Origin of the sequence: Kitasatospora sp. NPDC051914, assembly GCF_040680995.1 — a bacterium.
Lineage (GTDB): Bacteria > Actinomycetota > Actinomycetes > Streptomycetales > Streptomycetaceae > Kitasatospora.
In genome coordinates, this window is record NZ_JBFAXX010000010.1 from 54,176 (window position 1) to 71,044 (window position 16,869).

Below are 16,869 nucleotides of genomic sequence, written 5' to 3' on the forward strand. Positions count from 1 at the left end.
GGCCATGCGCTACGTCCACGAGGACCCCGAGCTGCAAGCTCTTGTCCACCGATACGTCACGCCCGACCGGCGCTACCTCAAACTCGGCGGCAGCCTCGGTCGCATGACCAGGCCTGAACGCACCAAGTTCGCACGGGCGCTCGGCGAGGCTGCCGCCGACATCACCCCACGTGAGCTGACCATCCTGCTTGAGGGCGGGTGGCGCGAGCGCAAGACCGCAGCCTGGCTCATCGCCGTCGCCCGCAGAACCGAGTTCCGCGAGCGCCTCGGCGAACTGCTGCTTGCCAGCGAGGTCTGCTTCGCAGGCTCGGCCTACTCCGTCGCCCTCGCCACCTTCGGCACCTCTGCCGACGCAGACCTGTTGGCCGCCTACCTCGATCGCTACCTCCGACGCCCCGACCTCTACTACGACCAGACAGCTGCCATGGGCGCACTCCTGCACCTCGACACCAAGCTTCGTGCCGATCGAGCAGCCCGGTTCTTGGCTCCAGACGGCCTGTGGCACCAGTGGATTGACGGGCCACCCCGCAAGGAGCACCACCACACGCCGGACAGCTACCGGGAGAGCATCAGCCAGTTCTGCGTCTTCGCCGATGAGAGCACCGAGCACTGCGCGGCAAAGCCCCGATGAGGCAGCCCTCGGAAGGGTGACACCTGATCGAAGGAACTCACCGCCGCACAACTCAAAGTTGTCCAGATAAGTATCGGACACCCGGCCCCGCCGGTGCGGGGCCCTGTGAGGCTGGGAACGGGTCGCGGCCCGGGTGCCGAAGCCCGAACGCGTCATTGCGGCAGGCGGCTCGCCGATGGCCAATAGCTGCTGGCGGCAGGTAGTACTGGACGGACGCATGGTGGCCGGTGTCGATCAGCAGGGTGTCACCGCGGGCCGGGCATGCATGGTGTGCTTCGTTGCCAATATGATCTAATGACCGCTCAGATGTGGAGCTACTTATGCCGGCTTGTTGCTCCGCGACCCCGATGGAAGACCCGCGGAGTTCAGGATGATGCTCACGACTGCCAGGCCGTCGCATGCCGGGGCGTCGGACGTCCCGTGCGGAGCGCCATCGCGTTGGGGAGCGACAGCTCGGCGATGAGCTGAGCGACAGGGTGCGCACCTGCCGCTCAACGTGACATATTTGTCGCGCACATGGCGCATCAATCGCAACGTCCGGCCTCGCCCGGCGCTGCTCCATCGACCACATTTCGTCCACAATCTGCCGGGACTCCAGAGGTCGGGCGCTCGTTCGCCATGAACGGGCGGCTCCTCAATGTCTGGCCTCCGGAGCCGGCTCGAGCCCGAGGACCCGACCGTTGACCTCGATTCCCGAGACTGCCGCAGTGGTGCTCGGCGCCACGACCGCAGCCGGTGCCGTAGCCACGGCGCTGCTGGCACGTTCGCGTCGCGCCCTGGTCGCGCAGAGAGCCGCGCAGTCCGAGGCGCTGAATGCTTCCGAGAGGCGCGGGCAGGCGCTCCATGACCAACTCCAGCTGCTCGGCGACGAGCTCCAGCATCTGGTCGCCAACCGTCTCCCCGGCCTGGCGCTGCACATGGTCAGCTCGCACCACCCGGTTCCCGGTCCGAAGCACGAGGCGCTGGCCGGGACCGTGTACGCCCCCCTGTATGAGGCCGTTCTCGGCCACTACTCGGACACGGTGGTCAAGGAACGCCGGCGGATCGATGCCTCCGCCCGCGCGGCGCTGCGTGGCGCGTGCCAGGACATCCAGGCGCTGTCGTACCGGCTGCAGACGCAGGTCGAGAGCCTGCAGAGCGACTTCGACGACCCGCGTCTGCTCGACAGCCTGTTCAAGGTCGACCACCTCAACGAGCAGGCGATCCGTCTGGTCCAGAAGGCCGCGATCGTCTGCGGAGCCTGGCCCGGGCACGTGCGTCCGGACACGTACGTCGTCGAGATCGTCAGCGGGGCGTCGTCCCGGCTCCACGGCTACGAACGCATCAAGATCAGTTCGCGGCTGCTCGATTCGAACCTCGCGGTCGTCGGCCGCGCCGCGGAGCCCATCGCCGTGGCTCTTACCGAACTCATGGCCAATGCCCTGGAGCACTCCCGCGACGACCTCGCGGTGGAGGCCAATGTGATCCAGACCGGCAACGGCAGCGTCTGCATCATCATCGACGACGCGGGCACCGGCATGAGCGCGGAGGCCGTCCGTCGCGGTGTCCGCCTGGTCGCGGGTGAGGACCAACAGGACACGCTCCTCACCGAGCTCGGCGATCCGCCGGCCCTGGGCCTCGCAGCCATCGGCCGGCTCGTCGCCGACCACGGCTTCCAGGTCTCGATCGACCAGGTCTCCCCCTACAACGGGGTCCGCGCGGTCCTCACCGTCCCCCCGCACCTGTTGACGACGATCGACGAGGAGAAGGAACCGATCTCGGCGATGGCTCCCCTGCCTGCCGCACCCCCTGCTGCACCACGGTGGCCCGCGCCGGCCGGCCCGGAAAGCACCCCGGACGACGGCAGCGACCTGCCCCAGCGCCGTCGGCGTACCCGCACGGAGCCCGCCCGCAGCGACGCTCCCGGCATCGAGCCTCGGGAGTTGAACCCGGAAACGGCTCGTGACACCTGGAGCCAGTTCCAGGCGGGCCTCGCCGCAGGCCTGGCCCCTACCGATTCGAAGGATGCACAGTGACCCTCTCCACCTCGCGCCCCGTGATCGAGGACCCGTCGTGGGTCCTGAATCCCATCGCCGAAGTCAGCAACGAGGTCAAGCACGCCCTGATCCTGTCGAGCGACGGCATGGTCATCGGCGCAACGGAAGGACTCGCCCGAGAGTCCGCGGAAGGCATCTCCGCCATGACGGCGGCCCTTCACGGCGCGGCCCGCGCCGCGGCCAACGCGGCGCTGGACGCAGCGGACGGAACTCCCATCACGACCATCACTGTGCAGAACACCCACGGTACGTACATGATCATGCCGGCCGGTGCCCGCACCAACACCTTCATCGCCGTCGCAGGAGGCCTCGACATGCCCATGGGTACGGTCGCGCACATCATGGCCCGGCAGGCCAAGAAGCTCGGCGAACAACTCATGTCCGTTCCCGCCCGCACACGGGAGGCGTCATGAGCCGCTCTCCGCAGGGGCGACGGATGATCCCCAGCTACCTGGCGACCCGAGGCATCGGCACCCCGACCCGCAACACTCTTCATTCGCTCATGGCCGTGGTCGCCACGGGCCTTCCGCCCGCCCCTCATCACACACCCGTGCATCAGCGGATCGTCTCGCTGCTCACGGGGGGCGCTCTGACCATCAGTGAGACGGCTGCTTACCTCCGTCTGCAGACCAGTGTGTGCAAAGTCCTGGTCTCCCAACTCCTCGACGGCGGCCACCTGCAGGTCCGAGTGCCGGCCCCCGTCGGCTTACTCCCCGACGCAGGCGCCGATCGTCCGTCGAAAGAACTCCTGGAAGAGGTGCTGAGTGGACTCCGCGCGCTCAGGCAGTAGCCCGCGTCCTGTCTATCTGCCCGAGGCGGACCACCAGCGGCTGAAGATCCTGGTGGCAGGCCCCCTCGGCATCGGGAAGACCACGGCGATCAGGACCCTGTCCGAGATCCCGACGCTGCACACCGACGAGGTGATGACCGACGCCGCCGCGTCGGCGGACGACCTCACCCTCGACGGCCTGCGCGGCAAGACGACCACCACGGTCGCCATCGACTTCGGCCGCCTGACCGTGCCGCAGGCCAAGGTGGTCCTGTACCTGTACGGCACCCCCGGGCAGCGCCGCTTCCTGCCCCTGTGGGAGGACATCGCCGACGGCGCCATCGGCGCCCTCGTCCTGGCCGACACCCGCCGCCTGGACCAGTCGTTCGAGGTCATGGACCTCATCGAGGAACGCGGCCTGGACTACGCGGTCGCCGTGAACACGTTCCCGACCTCGCCCGACTACACCCTCGACACCCTGCGCTCCAAGCTCGACCTGGACGAACGGACCCCGCTGGTGACCTGCGACGCCCGGGACAAGAACTCCACCCTGGACGCGCTCATCGCCCTGACCGCCCACCTGATAGCCCGAGCCGGAGAAGAATCGTCGTGACCGCCACTCCTCCCGCCACCCCGGTTCGCATACACGGGCCGGAACACGACGCAGACCCACGGCGCAGCTACGAACTGCTGCGCCTGCAGGGGCCGGTCGGCCTTGCGGAGATCTCCCCCGGTGTCGTCGTCCACCTGGTCACCGACTACCGCGCCGCACTCGACCTCCTCCACGACACGGACACCTGGTCCAAGGACACCCGCCCGTGGATGGACCAGGTTCCGCCGGACAGCCCTCTCGTGCCGCACGTGCAGTGGCGGCCCAGCCTGTTCTTCGCCGACGGCGCCCAGCACGCCCACCTGCGCAGCGTCATCACGGACAGCTTCAGGCTTCTCGACCCCCACGACGTCCGCAACCTGACCTTCCGGTACGCCGACACGCTCCTCCAGCAGTTCGCGACGGACGGCGAGGTCGACCTGGTCGCCCAGTACGCGCAGCAGATCCCCCTGATGGTCTTCAACGCGCTGTTCGGCATGCCCGACGAGTACGCCTCCCGCCTCCTGAAGGCGCTGAGCGGGATGGTGAGCTCCGATCCCGAGCAGATGGCCGAGGGAGCGCAGTCGCTGAACGAGTACCTCACCAGCCTGTACGCCGCCAAGGCCCAACAGCGCGGGCACGACCTGACCTCGTGGTTCATCGACCACCCGAACGGGCTGAGTCCGGAGGACGTCCTCCAGCAGGTCATCATCGTTCTCGGTGCGGGCAACGAACCGCTGACCAACCTCATCGCCAGCACGCTCGCCCGCATGCTCTCGGACGACCGCTACTTCGGCAGCCTCACCAGCGGGAGCCTGCCGATCCAGCACGCGATCGACGAGGCGCTGTGGAACGACTCCCCGCTGGCGAACTACAGCCTTCACTTCCCCCGGTGCGAGGTCGAGTTCTACGGCACGGTCATTCCGGCCGGCTCACCGGTGATGGTCTCCTACGCGGCCGCCAACTCCTGCCCGCACAGCAACCCGCCGAACGAGGACCACCGCTCCGGCAACAAGGCCCACCTGGCCTTCGCCGCAGGACCTCACGCCTGCCCGGCGCGCTCCACCGCCGTCCTCGTCGCCACCGCGGCGATCGAACGGCTCACCTCCTACCTGCCCGACATCAAGCTCGCCGTGTCCGCGGCGGAACTGGCCTACCGTGGCGGCCCGATCTACCGGAGCCTGACGGCGCTGCCCGCCCGTTTCACCCCGCTTCACCCGCGACACCACGAAAGCCCCTCCCGGCGACAGGCGTCCGGATCGTCCAGGCCGGCCGAACCCTTCGCGGACCGCCTGCCGGCGTAGCGGCGTCGACCATACGCGTGCGCACCACCCGGCCACGGCACAGGACCTTCGGATCGAAGCATGTTGGCAGAGTGTTTTCCGCCACACCGGCACCAGGCGTGACGGCTGAAACGCCTGGGGATGTGCGTTCGTGACCACACCTGCCCGTCAAAGGAACATGCATTGGCCGTTCTTGACCACAAGAGACGCGCAGCGCTCGCGCTCGACGTCGCATCCTCTCCCGCCGCACTGGACCTCCGGGCCGTGCGGCGGGAGGTCGACGCGGCGCTGGCCACGTTCCTGGACGCCAAGGAACAGTCCGCGCCCGGCCCGGAACTGACGTCCCTCATAGCCCAGCTCCGCACATTCCTGACAGGCGGAAAGCGCCTCCGCCCCCTGCTGTGCATGTGCGGCTGGTACGCCGGCGGCGGAGAAGGCGACCACTCCCCGGCGGTCCGCGCGGCGGCCGGCCTCGAACTCTTCCAGGCGTTCGCCCTCATCCACGACGACGTGATGGACGCCAGCGACACCCGCCGCGGCCGGCCGTCCGCCCACCGCGCCCTGGCCGCCGCCTACACCGCCGGCGGCGGCCCGGCCGACCGAGCCGCAGAACACGGCCTGGGCGCCGCCGTGCTCCTCGGGGACCTGGCACTGATCTGGTCCGACGAGCTCCTGCGCGGAGCGGGTCTGACGGTCCGGAGCCCCGAACGGGTCCTGCCGCTCCTGGACGAGATGCGCGGCGAGGTGCTCTACGGCCAGTACCTGGACCTGCAGACCACCGGGCGGCTGTCCGGCGACGTCGACACCGCGGCGCGGGTGATCCGGTACAAGACGGCCAAGTACACCGTCGAGCGGCCGCTGCACATCGGCGCGGCACTCGCCGGCGCCACCCCGCGGGTCGATGCGGCCCTCAGCGCCTTCGCGCTGCCGCTCGGCGACGCCTTCCAGCTCCGCGACGACCTCCTCGGGGTCTTCGGCGATCCCCAGCAGACGGGCAAGTCGGTGCTGGACGACCTGCGCACGGGCAAGGCCACGGTCCTCATGGCCCTCGCCGTCCAGCGGGCCTCCCGCAGCGAATTGCGGTCGCTGCGCGCACGGTTCGGCAAACCCAACCTCGATGAACGGGACGCCGACGTGGTCCGGTCCGTCCTCGACCGCACCGGAGCCCGGCAGGCCGTGGAGGAGATGATCCGGGACCGGCGGGACGAAGCCCTGACGGCCCTCGACCACGCCCCCTTCCCGGCCGCCGCCGTCGCGGCGCTGCGGGACATCGCCGGATCCGCCACTGCGAGGCACGCATGAACGAGCACCAGCACGGCGGGGCCGGGACGTCCCTGGCCACGGCTCCCGCCGGCCCCCCGCCGGTGGACGACTCCTGCACCCGGGCGGCGAAGGAACTGATCGACGCGGTCGACGCCGACCCCTGGGGCAGCGTCCGCCCGTCCCTGTACGAGACGGCCCGTGTGCTGTCCGCGGCACCGTGGCTGCCCGGCGGACAGGCCCGGATCGACCACCTGCTGCGCGAGCAGGCCGCGGACGGCAGCTGGGGCGAGGGGCCCGAGCCCTACCGGCTCCTGCCGACGCTGAGCGCCGTCGAGGCCGTACTCGCGGTGCTGCAGCGGGATCCCCTGGCCGGCGGTGCGGCGGACCGGCTCGCCGCGGCGGCGGCCGGAGGGCTCGCCGCGCTCGGGCGCCTGCCGTCGGCCGGGCCGTGGCCGGACACCGCGGCCGCCGAGATCCTCGTCCCGGGCTTGGTCGCCGCCGTCAACGAGCGCCTCGACCGGCCCCAGGTTGCTGGCCTCCCGCACCTCGGGCCCTGGCACCGCGGCCCTCGTCCCGTCGTCCCGGGCGGCTACAGCGCCGCAGCGCCCGGAGCGGTCGCCCGTAAGTGCCGGGCCGCCGGCGGGGTCCCGTTCAAGCTGCACCACACCTTCGAGGGCGTCGCCGGACACCTCCCGGACGTGCTGCTGCCCGAGGCGGACGGGCTGCTCGGCAGTTCCCCGGCCGCCACCGCGGCCTGGCTCGCCGCCGCGGACCGCTCCCCGCAGCACTCCCACCGGGAGCGCGCGGCCGACGAACTCGCCGCCGTGGCACACCGCTACGGCGGCCTCCTCCCGGAAGCAGCACCGATCACGGTCTTCGAGCGGCTCTGGGTCGCCGCCGCGCTGGCCCGGGCCGGCCTGGCGTCCCGGGGCGTGTCCACTCTGCGGAAGTGGGCCGACCACCTCTACGACCCCGAGGGCGTCCGGGGCGCACCCGGCCTGATGGTGGACGCCGACGACACCGCCATGGCCGTACTCGTCGCGGCCCTGGTCGACCGGCCCCGCGACCCCGCCCCGCTCGCCGTCTTCGACAACGGTCACCACTACGACTGCTACGTCGGCGAGGACACCAAGTCCCTGAGCGCCAACGCGCACGCCCTCCAGGCCCTCTGCGCCCACCTCCGCCACCATCCGGAGGCGGCGGCGACCCACCGTCCCGTCATGGACCGGGTGGCCGACTGGCTCGTCGAGCACCAGCAGCCGCAGGGCCACTGGACCGACAAGTGGCACGCCTCGCCCTACTACGCCACCGAGCGGTGCGTCACCGCGCTGGCCCCCTTCCCAGGGTTCCGGCGGCGCCGAGCGGTCGAGGCGGCCGCCGCATGGGTGCTGGCCACCCAGCACGAGGACGGCTCCTGGGGCGTCTGGGGCGGCACCGCCGAGGAGACCGCCTACGCCGTGAAGATCCTGCTCTGCACGTCCGGGACGGTGCGGCAGCCGGCGCACACCCGCGCACTGGACCGCGCCGGGGCCTTCCTGCACGACACAGCCGGCACACCCGATCACCGGCACCCCGCCCTCTGGCACGACAAGACCCTCTACGCACCGCAGGCCATGATCCAGGCCGAGGTCGTCGCCGCCCGCCACCTGCTGCGGACCCGCCACGAAACGGAGTACCTCCCGTGACCGCCGACACGACGACCCCGCCGCACGCACCAGGACGCCTGCCCGTCGTCGGACACGTGGTGCCCCTGCTCCGGGACAGGCTGGCGTTCATGCAACGGCTGCGCGACCACGGCGACGTGGTGCAGATCAGGGTCGGCCCGCGGCCGGTGTTCGTCGTCAACTCGCCCGAACTCGTCTGGGAGGTGCTCACCGCCCAGTCCGCGAACTTCAGCAAGGGCCGACTCTTCGACAAGCTCCGCCTGTTCGGCGGATCACCGCTGCCGATCGCCGAAGGGCGGCAGCACCTGCAACGCCGCCGCCTGATGCAGCCGGCCTTCCACCGCGAGCGCATCGACTCCTACGTCGACACGATGAGCACCACCGCGCAGGACGCACTCCGGGCCTGGGGAGACGGAGCACGGCTCGACGTGCTGCACGAGATGCAGCTCATGACCCAGGGCATCGTCATGTCGGTGCTGTTCTCCACCACCCCCGACCGCGGCCCGGCACAAGCGATCATGAACGGCGTCGACACCGTCTTCCAGGCCGCCATCCGTCGCGCCGTCGCGCCCGTCTCCGGCTGGGAACGGCTGCCCCTCCCGGGCAACCGCAGGCTCCGGGCCGCGAACGCGCTGCTGCGCCGGACCGTCAGCGACCTCGTCACCACCCGCCGGGCGGACCCCGGAGCCCACGACGACATCGTCTCCCTGCTCCTCGAAGCCCGCGACGAGGACGGCCGGCCCCTGGACGACGACGAGATCCTGTCCGAGATCACCGCCCTGCTGGCCGCAGGCTCCGAGACCACCGCGGTCACCATGGCGTGGCTCTTCCACGAACTGGGCCGCAACCCCGGCCTGGAGGAGCGGCTGCACCGGGAGGTCGACGCCGTGCTGGCCGGCGGCCGGCCCACCGCCGACCACCTCCCCCGGCTCGATCTCACCCGCAGACTCGTCACCGAGACACTGCGCCTGCACAACCCCGCCTGGATCGTGACCCGTCAGGCCACCGTCCCGGTGCGGCTCGGCACCGCGCTCCTGCCCGCCGGGGCCGACCTGGTGTGGAGCCCGTACGCGCTCCACCGGGACCCGGAGCTGTACCCCGACCCACTGCGCTTCGACCCGGACCGCTGGCTTCCCGAGCGACCGCAGCCTCCCCGGGGCGCGTACATCCCCTTCGGTGCCGGGAAGCGCATGTGCATCGGCGACGGGTTCACCTGGGCCGAGGCAACGGTCCTGACCGCGCTCATCGCCTCCCGCTGGACACTGCGCCCCGTCCCCGGTACCACCGTCCGGCCCGTCCCCGCCATCACCGTTCATCCCTCCTCCCTCCACATGATCGCCGAGGCCAGAGGGCATGCAGCGGCACGGGAGGCAGCGTGACCACCACCGATCGGACGGGCATCGCCACCCTGCCCATGCCCGACCTCTCCCGTACCTTCCCCGGCCCCTTCCCGACCAGCCCGCACGCGGACCACATCCGGGCGCACGTGGGGCAATGGCTCCACCGGTTCCCGCTCCTCGGTCCGCCCGACGCACGGCGCACCCTCTGCGACATCGTGGCGCACGGGGTGGCCCGGACCTTCCCCACCGCCGAGCCGGACGGCCTCTTCCTGTGCGCGGACCTTTTCCTGTGGCTCACCGCGTTCGACGACACCTACGGCGAGGCGGCGGCGACAGGCAGCCCTGCCCAACTGGTGCGCCGAATCCAGGGTTGCGTCCATCTCCTGGCCGACGGCGAGCCGCCCGGCGACGCCGGCCCCTTCGACGAAGCACTCCAAGACCTCCTCGTGAGGCTGCGAACCCGGGCCACCACCGCCCAGTACCTGCGGATCACCGGCTATCTCAGGGACGTCCTCTTCGGCATCCTCTGGGAAGCGCATCACTTGGCCGAACCCGATCACGTCAAGATGCGTGACTACCTCGCGATACGCCCCCACACCGTGCTCGTGCGGACCCTCATCGCCGTTGCCGAAGTCGTTCTGCGGTACGAGCTGCCGGAAGAAGCGCGAAACTCCCAGGCAGTGCGGCAACCGGAGTCCGCCGTCGCAGACCTCGCCGGCGTGCTGAACGACCTCGGCTCCTACGCAAGGGAATCCGCCAAGGGCGTCCCGAACTCGCTGAACCTCATCTCGTTGATCACGAGAGAGCAGAGCTGCGACATCCCCACCGCATACGCAGCAGCTTCCCTCCTGGGGGAAGAGCGCGCCACGGCTGCCCGGCACGGGATCGACGAACTCGCGGCCGGCGACTCGGCCCTGCTGGCGCAGCATGCCGGAGCCTTGGAATCCATCGCCTGCTCCTACATCTGGCACATCGATCACGCCCGCTACAGGAAGGCCTGAGCCCGCCACGCGTACGCCGAGCGGACGTGGGCATCGAGCGGTTTCTCCGCGGGGCTGGTCACCGCCGGACGTAGGCCTTCTCCGTGACCGGCAGCGGTGCGTCGGATGGCCCTTTGATGCAGGAGCCGCGCCAGATGATGCGGTGGATGCCCTGGCTGGGATACCACCGGCGCACCTTGTGCATCCGGACCGGGAACCGGTGCTGGTAGACCCTGGTCGCCCCCTGTGCGCCGCTTTCGTCGCTGGAGGGCGGTGCAGTGAGCTGAACGGACCCGCACATCGGCTGCCCGGGGCCGGTGTGCGGGGGTCCGTTGCCGGGGCAGCGGGGTGGGCTCGGGTTCGTGGTGGTGGACGGAGACGGTGGTCGACTTCTGTGCGGCCAGGCGCAGGACGACCGGGGCGACGGGGAGTGGCAGCAACCTCAGCCCCTCCGCTCCGACGCCACGGCCCACCGCCGTGGTCGCGCAGAACGAGAAGAGGAACAGCGACGGCAGGTGGCCCACGTCCATGCCCAGGATTCCGATCGTGGCCGGCACGACGGCGGCCGACGTGACCAGCGAGAGCCCCGGTGGTCATCACCGACTCGACCACCCAGGTCCGGCGCCGGGTGATCGGGACGGCACGCCGCCGGGTGCGCCAGGGGCCCGGTTCGTTGTCGGTGCAGCCGAGCGCGACGTCGACTCCCGTTGCCGATGGCGTTGCCGCCGAGGAAGCCGGCGAGCACCAGCGGCATCGTGCAGTAGAACGCGCTCGGACCGAGCCCGCCGTGTGGTCCGATCGGGTGGCCCACCCCCGTCTCGACGGGAATCGGATCTGCGAGCAGCAGGGCAGAGGCGTTGGGCACCCGGATGCCCTGCTGGGCGGCGCGCCGCACGAAATCCGTCTTCGTCCGACCTGCTCCGCGCGGTGGGCGGCTTGCGGCGCCGGTTCCTCCCCGCCACAGCCGCCCTGACGCCGGAATCCGTCTCTACATGCTCCTTGAAGCGCGCTCACGCATCCCGTGGGCTGTGAGCGGAGGGATCAGTGACCTCAGCACTCCCGATCCTGCGCCTCGGTCTGCAGGGCGGCGCTTGTCTTCGGACCGTACACGCCGGTCTCGCCCTTGATGTGGCGTCGGCGCTGGTACTGGGTGACCGCGTTCTCGGTCGAGTCGTCGAAGGTGCCGGTGACGAGGGACTTGTCGAGGTTCCCGCAGGAGACGGTGACCAGCAGCTGTTGCATCGCCATCACATCCGTCCCCGTGTCGCCGGGCCGGAGGGTTCGGGGCATGGCCGCAGCGGTCGGGGGCGGCGTCGGCGTGGAAGGGGCAATGGTGCGGGCGGTGGTGGCGAAGACTGCCTGCGGGGCAGGGATTCTGGCGGTCGTGGCCTTCCTGGGAGCCTCGGCGGCCGCGTCGGTGGGGGCTGCGGAGGCCGAGGCGGTCTCGGCCGAGGGGATGGCGCTGGGCAAGGGGTCGGTCGGGGGCTGGACCCAGGGGCTGCCGCTGGGGACCGGCAGCGCCTGGTCACTCTTCTTCCCGTCCTCGCCCGAGAGGGCGGGCAGGAGGGCGATCCCCACGCCGGCTGCCGCAATGCCCAGGCCGGCCCGGGTGATGATGCTCCGTTGGCGGCTCGCCTTCCGCTCGTGGCGTCGCCCGGCGCGGCCGTCCGGGGAGCGATGGGGCTCCACAAGGGCGTCCGAGGTGCCGAGGTCGGGTCGACCCTCCGGGTGCTGCTCCTCGGGCGGCCCGACGGGCGGCTTCGGGAGGGGCGGCTCGGACGTGGGCGGCGCCGGCGGCATCGGCGGCACGGGATGTGCCGCCGCCGTCCGGGCATGAAAAGGCGTCGGCTGAGCCGGAATCGGCCGGGCGGGCGTCGGAGTGGCGGTATCCAGAGGGAGGATCGTTGTGTTGAACGGGTCCTGACCAGGCATCGGTGCGGGCCGGGGCTCCAGCGAGGAAGCCAGAACGTATGGGCGGACCATCAATGCGTCTTCGGTGTTCTCGATGTTGCGGTCCGGCTGTGCTGTGATGAGCCGATCCTCCTCGGACTGCGCGTGAGTGGTGGGGCCGATTGTGCAGGAGGTACCGACCAGCTGTGACGGATCCGAAGAAATCGGCAGATCTCCGGCTGTGGTGATGTTCTGGGCGTGCGCCCGGTATCCCTGAGGCGCGCCGCTTCCCGAGCCGACAGCCCGGGCTGGGAACTTCCTCGGGCCGGCGGCCGCCGTCTGGAGGGACTGCCCGGCCAGCGCGTCAGCCACCGTGGCGGCCAGCCGGCCGGGGTCGGTCAGCGTCCCGGTACGGGCGGGCCAGTGCTCCCACTCGGCCGAGCCGTCGCCCGGGATGTCCGGGTGAGGCACGACGAGGAAGCACCCCCTGGTCAGGAGGTGGACGTCCGCTCCCAGTCGCCGCCACTCCTCGGTGTGGCCGGTGGGGATGAACCAGTACATCCGGTGGCCGAGTAGATCCCGCAGGACCGGGCCGACCTGGTCCAGGCCCGTCCCTCCGAGGCGTGCGAGGACGGCCAGGCCGAGGCCCTCGGGCATCCGCGCGACGTCCCACCCGAGCCCGCACGGCAGGACCGCCCGGTGCGGCGGCGTCGACTCCCACTCCAGCAGCGTCTCGTAGCGGTGCTCGCCTATGACGCTGACGAGCCAGGTAGCCGCCAGAGGGGAGACAGCTCGGGAGAGACCACTGCCCATGGTCGCGGGTCTTGAAGGGTTCATTGCCGGGCTCCGTTCGATTCGCCGCACATTCGATTCGATGCGTGTTCCGGGACGAGCGGTCGTGGACTCGTTGCCGATGTGACGGGCGAGTGCCACAGCCGGGTGGGCCTCAGCCGGTAGGTCTCAGGACCAAGGGGGCATCCGGCGCGCCATTCCCGGTGCCGCCGATGCCCAGCCGGACCACGGGTTCGCCCGGGGTGAACGGGCGGTCCCCCGCGGTCCGGCAAGTTCCAGGCGGTGCCGCTGCAGTGCGGTCCGAAGTCGTCCGCAGGCGACGATCGAGAGCCGGTACGCCTCGACTTCGGTGCCGTTCATCCGATGGCACCGTTCATCCGGTGGTGCGCCGGTGCCGTCCGAGCGCCGTTACGGCAGCCGTCGATCACGCTCACGGCATGGTCTCGGCGTGGACCTGTCGGCGCCGACAGCCTGCGCGGGTTCGGTCCCGGCGGCGTCTGCACCCGAGCGGACCAGGCCGGAGGAGCCGCCGACCGCTGCGGAGTGTGGACGCCTTGAACACGCAGAGTAGTCACAGGAGTGCGGGGCTCGGCCATAGATGCCTCCTGGCGGATGACGTGTTCGGTCGACCCGGTGCCACCCCGGGTCCGCACACCTCGCGCGTGCGGCACTTGCCTGCGCCGTGCCGGAGTTTGTTCCTCGCCACGGAGGTTCGAAAACGCACTTCGGTGAGATTTATGCGGCCACCCGGTCGAGGCAATACCCTTGTAGACAAATGGACTTGGAGTGTGTCCATTCACTCGGCGGGTGCGGGGGCGGTGGGTACTGAACTTGAACGCGTGATGTCAGGTCCGACATTCCTCGGTGGCATGCCCAGCTCGCAGCTTCCCGGTTCCGCCGGGGCACGAGGAAGATGTCTCGCGTGAGCCAGGACCTGCCGCCATTGCGACTGCCTCAGTACGACGTGATCCGCATCAGCGGTTCACCAGAGGTCCCCGCCGAGATCGTCGCTGATCTGCTGCAGATCGGTGTCCGACAGGGCTGATCGGCTACGAGTACCGGCCGCTGGGCGAGGCGGTCGACTCCGGCCGAAGGGGCTTTGCCGTACGACCGGGTACGAAGCCCTTGTCCCGTGCGGTCCGGCTCATGAGGAGGTCGAAACCTCCAATGACGGCGTTGAGCTCGTACGGCATTCCCGCAGCGTGGCCGCACAGTCGTCCACGGAGGTTCGAACCGTGAGAAGCGGCTGACACGTTGCCGAGGCCTTCCTGTGCGACCGCGCCGCGCCGCCGGCGCGGATGGCGGCGATCACGGCGCGTCGTCGGAGTGGCGGAGGTGAAGCAGCTTCACAAGGAATCCACAGGATCGGTCCGTACGGTGCGGGAAGGAAGTGGGGACCGTTCACGCGCCGACGCGTGTCCCGGTCGCGGGGCACGAGGCGCCCGGGTGGGTCCACACGTTCGATCCCGAGGGGGGATCTTGACCGCACCGTACCGCGGACGTCTGGGGGTCCTGGCCGCCGGGGGCGTCCTCGCCCTGGCTGTCGGCGCTCTCGCCACCGCCCCGAGCACGGCCGCCCCGCAGCACCGCGCGGCCGACCCCGTCGTCGCGCAGCCGGTGACCGACGCCGCACCGGTGTCGGACCCCGATGCCGCGCCGCCCGGCGCCGGCGGGTATCCGACCGTCGTCATGCCCGCTCCGTCCGGGCCGTCCGAGCAGGTGACCGCCGCCGCCAAGCCGCGGCACGACGTCGACGGCGACGGCCGCAGTGACCTGATCTCCATGGAGTACGATCAGTCCACGGCCGTCTACCTGACGTCGCTCCGGGAGTGGAGCGACTACGCGATCTCCAAGACCGACCCCGACGCCTCGTTCAAGGACCTGCTGCCGGTGGGCGACGTGGGCGGCACGACCAAGCCCGAACTGCTCTCCCTCTCCTTCGACGGCGTCCTCACGCTCTACGAGGCCGGCCCGACCTCCACGTCTGCGCCCCTGTGGTCGGGCACCGGCTGGCAGAAGTACAACCGGGTCATCGCCACCGGGGACGTCACCGGAGACCGCCACCCCGACCTGCTGGCCCGCGACTTCGCCGGTGACCTGTGGCTCTACACGGGGACGGGCACCGTCACCAAGCCCTTCAACGCGCGGGTCAAGGTCGGCTCAGGCTGGGGGATCTACGACCAGATCGTCGGGGCCAGCGACGTCGACGGCGACGGCCTCGGCGACGTCCTCACCCGCACCCTGGCCGGGGAGCTGTGGTTCCACAAGGGGGCCGGCAGCGCCACCGCTCCGCTCAAGGCCCGGGTCAAGGTCGGCACCGGCTGGAACGCCTACAACGTGATCACCGGCCCGGACGACTGGGACGGCGACGGCCTGAGCGACCTGCTCGCCCGCGACCGCGACGGCGTGCAGTACTGGTTCAAGTCCACCGGCGGCGGGCACTTCGCCGCACCGGAGTACTTCGGCGACGGCTACGAGTTCAACAGGTTCATCGTCGGTGCCGGCACCACGCAGCTCTACGGCAAGTCCCAGAACGTCATGACCCAGACCGACGGCACCCTGGTCAAGTACGAGGCGCTGGCCGACGGCACCTACCGGACGCCGCCGACCGGGGTCGGCACGGAGCCGCGCGGCTCCCGCAACACGTACGCCACCGGGCTCAACAGCCACAACCACGCCATCTACGTGCAGAACATCGGCAGCGACCTGTACATCCGCGGCAAGAAGGTCAGCTCGACCTGGAACTACAACCTGATGGTCGGCCCCGGCGACCTGACCGGCGACGGCAAGGGCGACCTGCTCAGCCGCGACGCGGCCGGCGTCCTGTGGCTGCACCCCGGCGACGGGGCGGTGTACCCCAGGCTCGGCACGCCGATCAAGGTCAGCAGCGGCTGGAACGCCTACAACGCGCTGGTCGGCGCCGGCGACTACTCCGGCGACGGACGGCCCGACCTGCTCGCCCGGGACACCTCCGGCCGGCTGTTCCTCTTCAAGGGCACGGGGACGTCCACCGCGCCGTTCGCCGCCCGGGAACAGGTCGCCACCGGCTGGGACGTCTACGACATGCTGATCGCGCCGGGTGACATCGACGGGGACAGCAAGGGCGACGTGCTCGCCCGCGTCAAGAACGGCGACATGTACCGGTACTCCTCGACGGGCAACGCCGGCACCGCGACCTTCGCCGCCCGGGTGAAGTTCGGCGCCGGCTGGAACATCTACACGAACATGCTCTGAGCTTGTTCTTCACAGCCCGGTGTCGAGCACCGTCCCGAACGTGATCGCCACCATGGGTATGTGCCGAACGCGAGAGCGGCCCTCGCTGATCCTGTGCTCCGGCCAAGGACGCACTCGACCCCGGGCTCGACGGTCGGCCGGCATACGGCAGAGCTGAATCTGCGGGCCGACCTGCGGCGATTGGCATGACGAGGCTCCGGAGCCGTCCACCCACGGCTCCGGAGCGCGTTTTCTTGTACCCGAGCGCGACGTCCTCGGCGGACAGCCGGGATCGGAGGCGGCAAGCAGGTACTTGCCGTCCAGGCGGGGCATCTGCACCGGGACGCCCTGCCGGCGGGGCCCGGCGTTCGGCAGGACGTTGAGGCCGGAGGAGTCGCAGAAGCCCACCACCGCCATGT

13 protein-coding genes are annotated in these 16,869 nt (G+C 70.6%); 12 read left to right on the forward strand and 1 reads right to left on the reverse strand.

The genetic code is table 11. The annotated features are described in order from the left end of the window. The first annotated feature begins 4 nt into the window (after positions 1-4). From AB0M03_RS09265 to AB0M03_RS09310, 10 genes are all read left to right on the forward strand, one after another. Positions 5-631: a DUF6000 family protein gene (locus tag AB0M03_RS09265; protein WP_363490140.1), complete on the forward strand. Its 627-nt coding sequence runs from the start codon at positions 5-7 to the stop codon at positions 629-631. A gap of 680 nt (positions 632-1,311) precedes the next feature. Continuing rightward, positions 1,312-2,646, forward strand: a complete 1,335-nt coding sequence (locus AB0M03_RS09270) for an ATP-binding protein (RefSeq protein ID WP_363490142.1) — start codon at positions 1,312-1,314, stop codon at positions 2,644-2,646. Then, the gene (locus tag AB0M03_RS09275) at positions 2,643-3,080 is read left to right on the forward strand and encodes a roadblock/LC7 domain-containing protein (RefSeq protein WP_363490144.1); all 438 of its coding nucleotides are present in this window, start codon (positions 2,643-2,645) and stop codon (positions 3,078-3,080) included. Before AB0M03_RS09270 ends, AB0M03_RS09275 begins: the two co-directional genes overlap by 4 nt. An 89-nt stretch (positions 3,081-3,169) precedes the next feature. After that, positions 3,170-3,457, forward strand: coding sequence for a DUF742 domain-containing protein (locus tag AB0M03_RS09280; RefSeq protein ID WP_363490284.1), 288 nt, complete (start codon positions 3,170-3,172; stop codon positions 3,455-3,457). A gap of 40 nt (positions 3,458-3,497) precedes the next feature. Then, positions 3,498-4,049: an ATP/GTP-binding protein gene (locus AB0M03_RS09285; RefSeq protein ID WP_363490286.1), complete on the forward strand. Its 552-nt coding sequence runs from the start codon at positions 3,498-3,500 to the stop codon at positions 4,047-4,049. After that, the gene (locus AB0M03_RS09290; protein ID WP_363490146.1) at positions 4,046-5,329 is read left to right on the forward strand and encodes a cytochrome P450; all 1,284 of its coding nucleotides are present in this window, start codon (positions 4,046-4,048) and stop codon (positions 5,327-5,329) included. The genes AB0M03_RS09285 and AB0M03_RS09290 overlap by 4 nt, the downstream gene beginning before the upstream one ends. Positions 5,330-5,491: 162 nt before the next feature. Continuing rightward, the gene (locus AB0M03_RS09295; protein ID WP_363490148.1) at positions 5,492-6,610 is read left to right on the forward strand and encodes a polyprenyl synthetase family protein; all 1,119 of its coding nucleotides are present in this window, start codon (positions 5,492-5,494) and stop codon (positions 6,608-6,610) included. Continuing rightward, a complete protein-coding gene (locus tag AB0M03_RS09300; protein ID WP_363490150.1) occupies positions 6,607-8,256 on the forward strand; it encodes a prenyltransferase/squalene oxidase repeat-containing protein in 1,650 nt (549 codons plus the stop codon). The genes AB0M03_RS09295 and AB0M03_RS09300 overlap by 4 nt, the downstream gene beginning before the upstream one ends. Next, positions 8,253-9,614, forward strand: coding sequence for a cytochrome P450 (locus AB0M03_RS09305; RefSeq protein ID WP_363490152.1), 1,362 nt, complete (start codon positions 8,253-8,255; stop codon positions 9,612-9,614). The genes AB0M03_RS09300 and AB0M03_RS09305 overlap by 4 nt, the downstream gene beginning before the upstream one ends. Beyond that, positions 9,611-10,576, forward strand: a complete 966-nt coding sequence (locus AB0M03_RS09310; protein ID WP_363490154.1) for a hypothetical protein — start codon at positions 9,611-9,613, stop codon at positions 10,574-10,576. Before AB0M03_RS09305 ends, AB0M03_RS09310 begins: the two co-directional genes overlap by 4 nt. 1,029 nt (positions 10,577-11,605) lie before the next feature. Here the strand turns inward: AB0M03_RS09310 and AB0M03_RS09315 are convergent. Continuing rightward, the gene (locus tag AB0M03_RS09315) at positions 11,606-13,378 is read right to left on the reverse strand and encodes a peptidoglycan-binding domain-containing protein (protein WP_363490156.1); all 1,773 of its coding nucleotides are present in this window, start codon (positions 13,376-13,378) and stop codon (positions 11,606-11,608) included. A 781-nt stretch (positions 13,379-14,159) separates the two neighbouring features. Between AB0M03_RS09315 and AB0M03_RS09320 the strand changes: the two genes are divergently transcribed. Both AB0M03_RS09320 and AB0M03_RS09325 read left to right on the forward strand, forming a co-directional pair. Beyond that, complete coding sequence (locus tag AB0M03_RS09320) at positions 14,160-14,282, forward strand: hypothetical protein (RefSeq protein WP_363490158.1); 123 nt, start codon at positions 14,160-14,162, stop codon at positions 14,280-14,282. Positions 14,283-14,716: 434 nt separating this feature from the next. After that, complete coding sequence (locus AB0M03_RS09325; protein WP_363490160.1) at positions 14,717-16,471, forward strand: FG-GAP-like repeat-containing protein; 1,755 nt, start codon at positions 14,717-14,719, stop codon at positions 16,469-16,471. Positions 16,472-16,869: the final 398 nt, after the last annotated feature.

Excerpts from the sequence above, each read along its gene's own strand:
- AB0M03_RS09265 (WP_363490140.1), top strand. The coding sequence starts at position 5 with ATGCGCTACGTCCACGAGGACCCCGAGCTGCAAGCTCTTGTCCACCGA.
- AB0M03_RS09280 (WP_363490284.1), top strand. The coding sequence starts at position 3,170 with ATGGCCGTGGTCGCCACGGGCCTTCCGCCCGCCCCTCATCACACACCC.
- AB0M03_RS09300 (WP_363490150.1), top strand. The coding sequence starts at position 6,607 with ATGAACGAGCACCAGCACGGCGGGGCCGGGACGTCCCTGGCCACGGCT.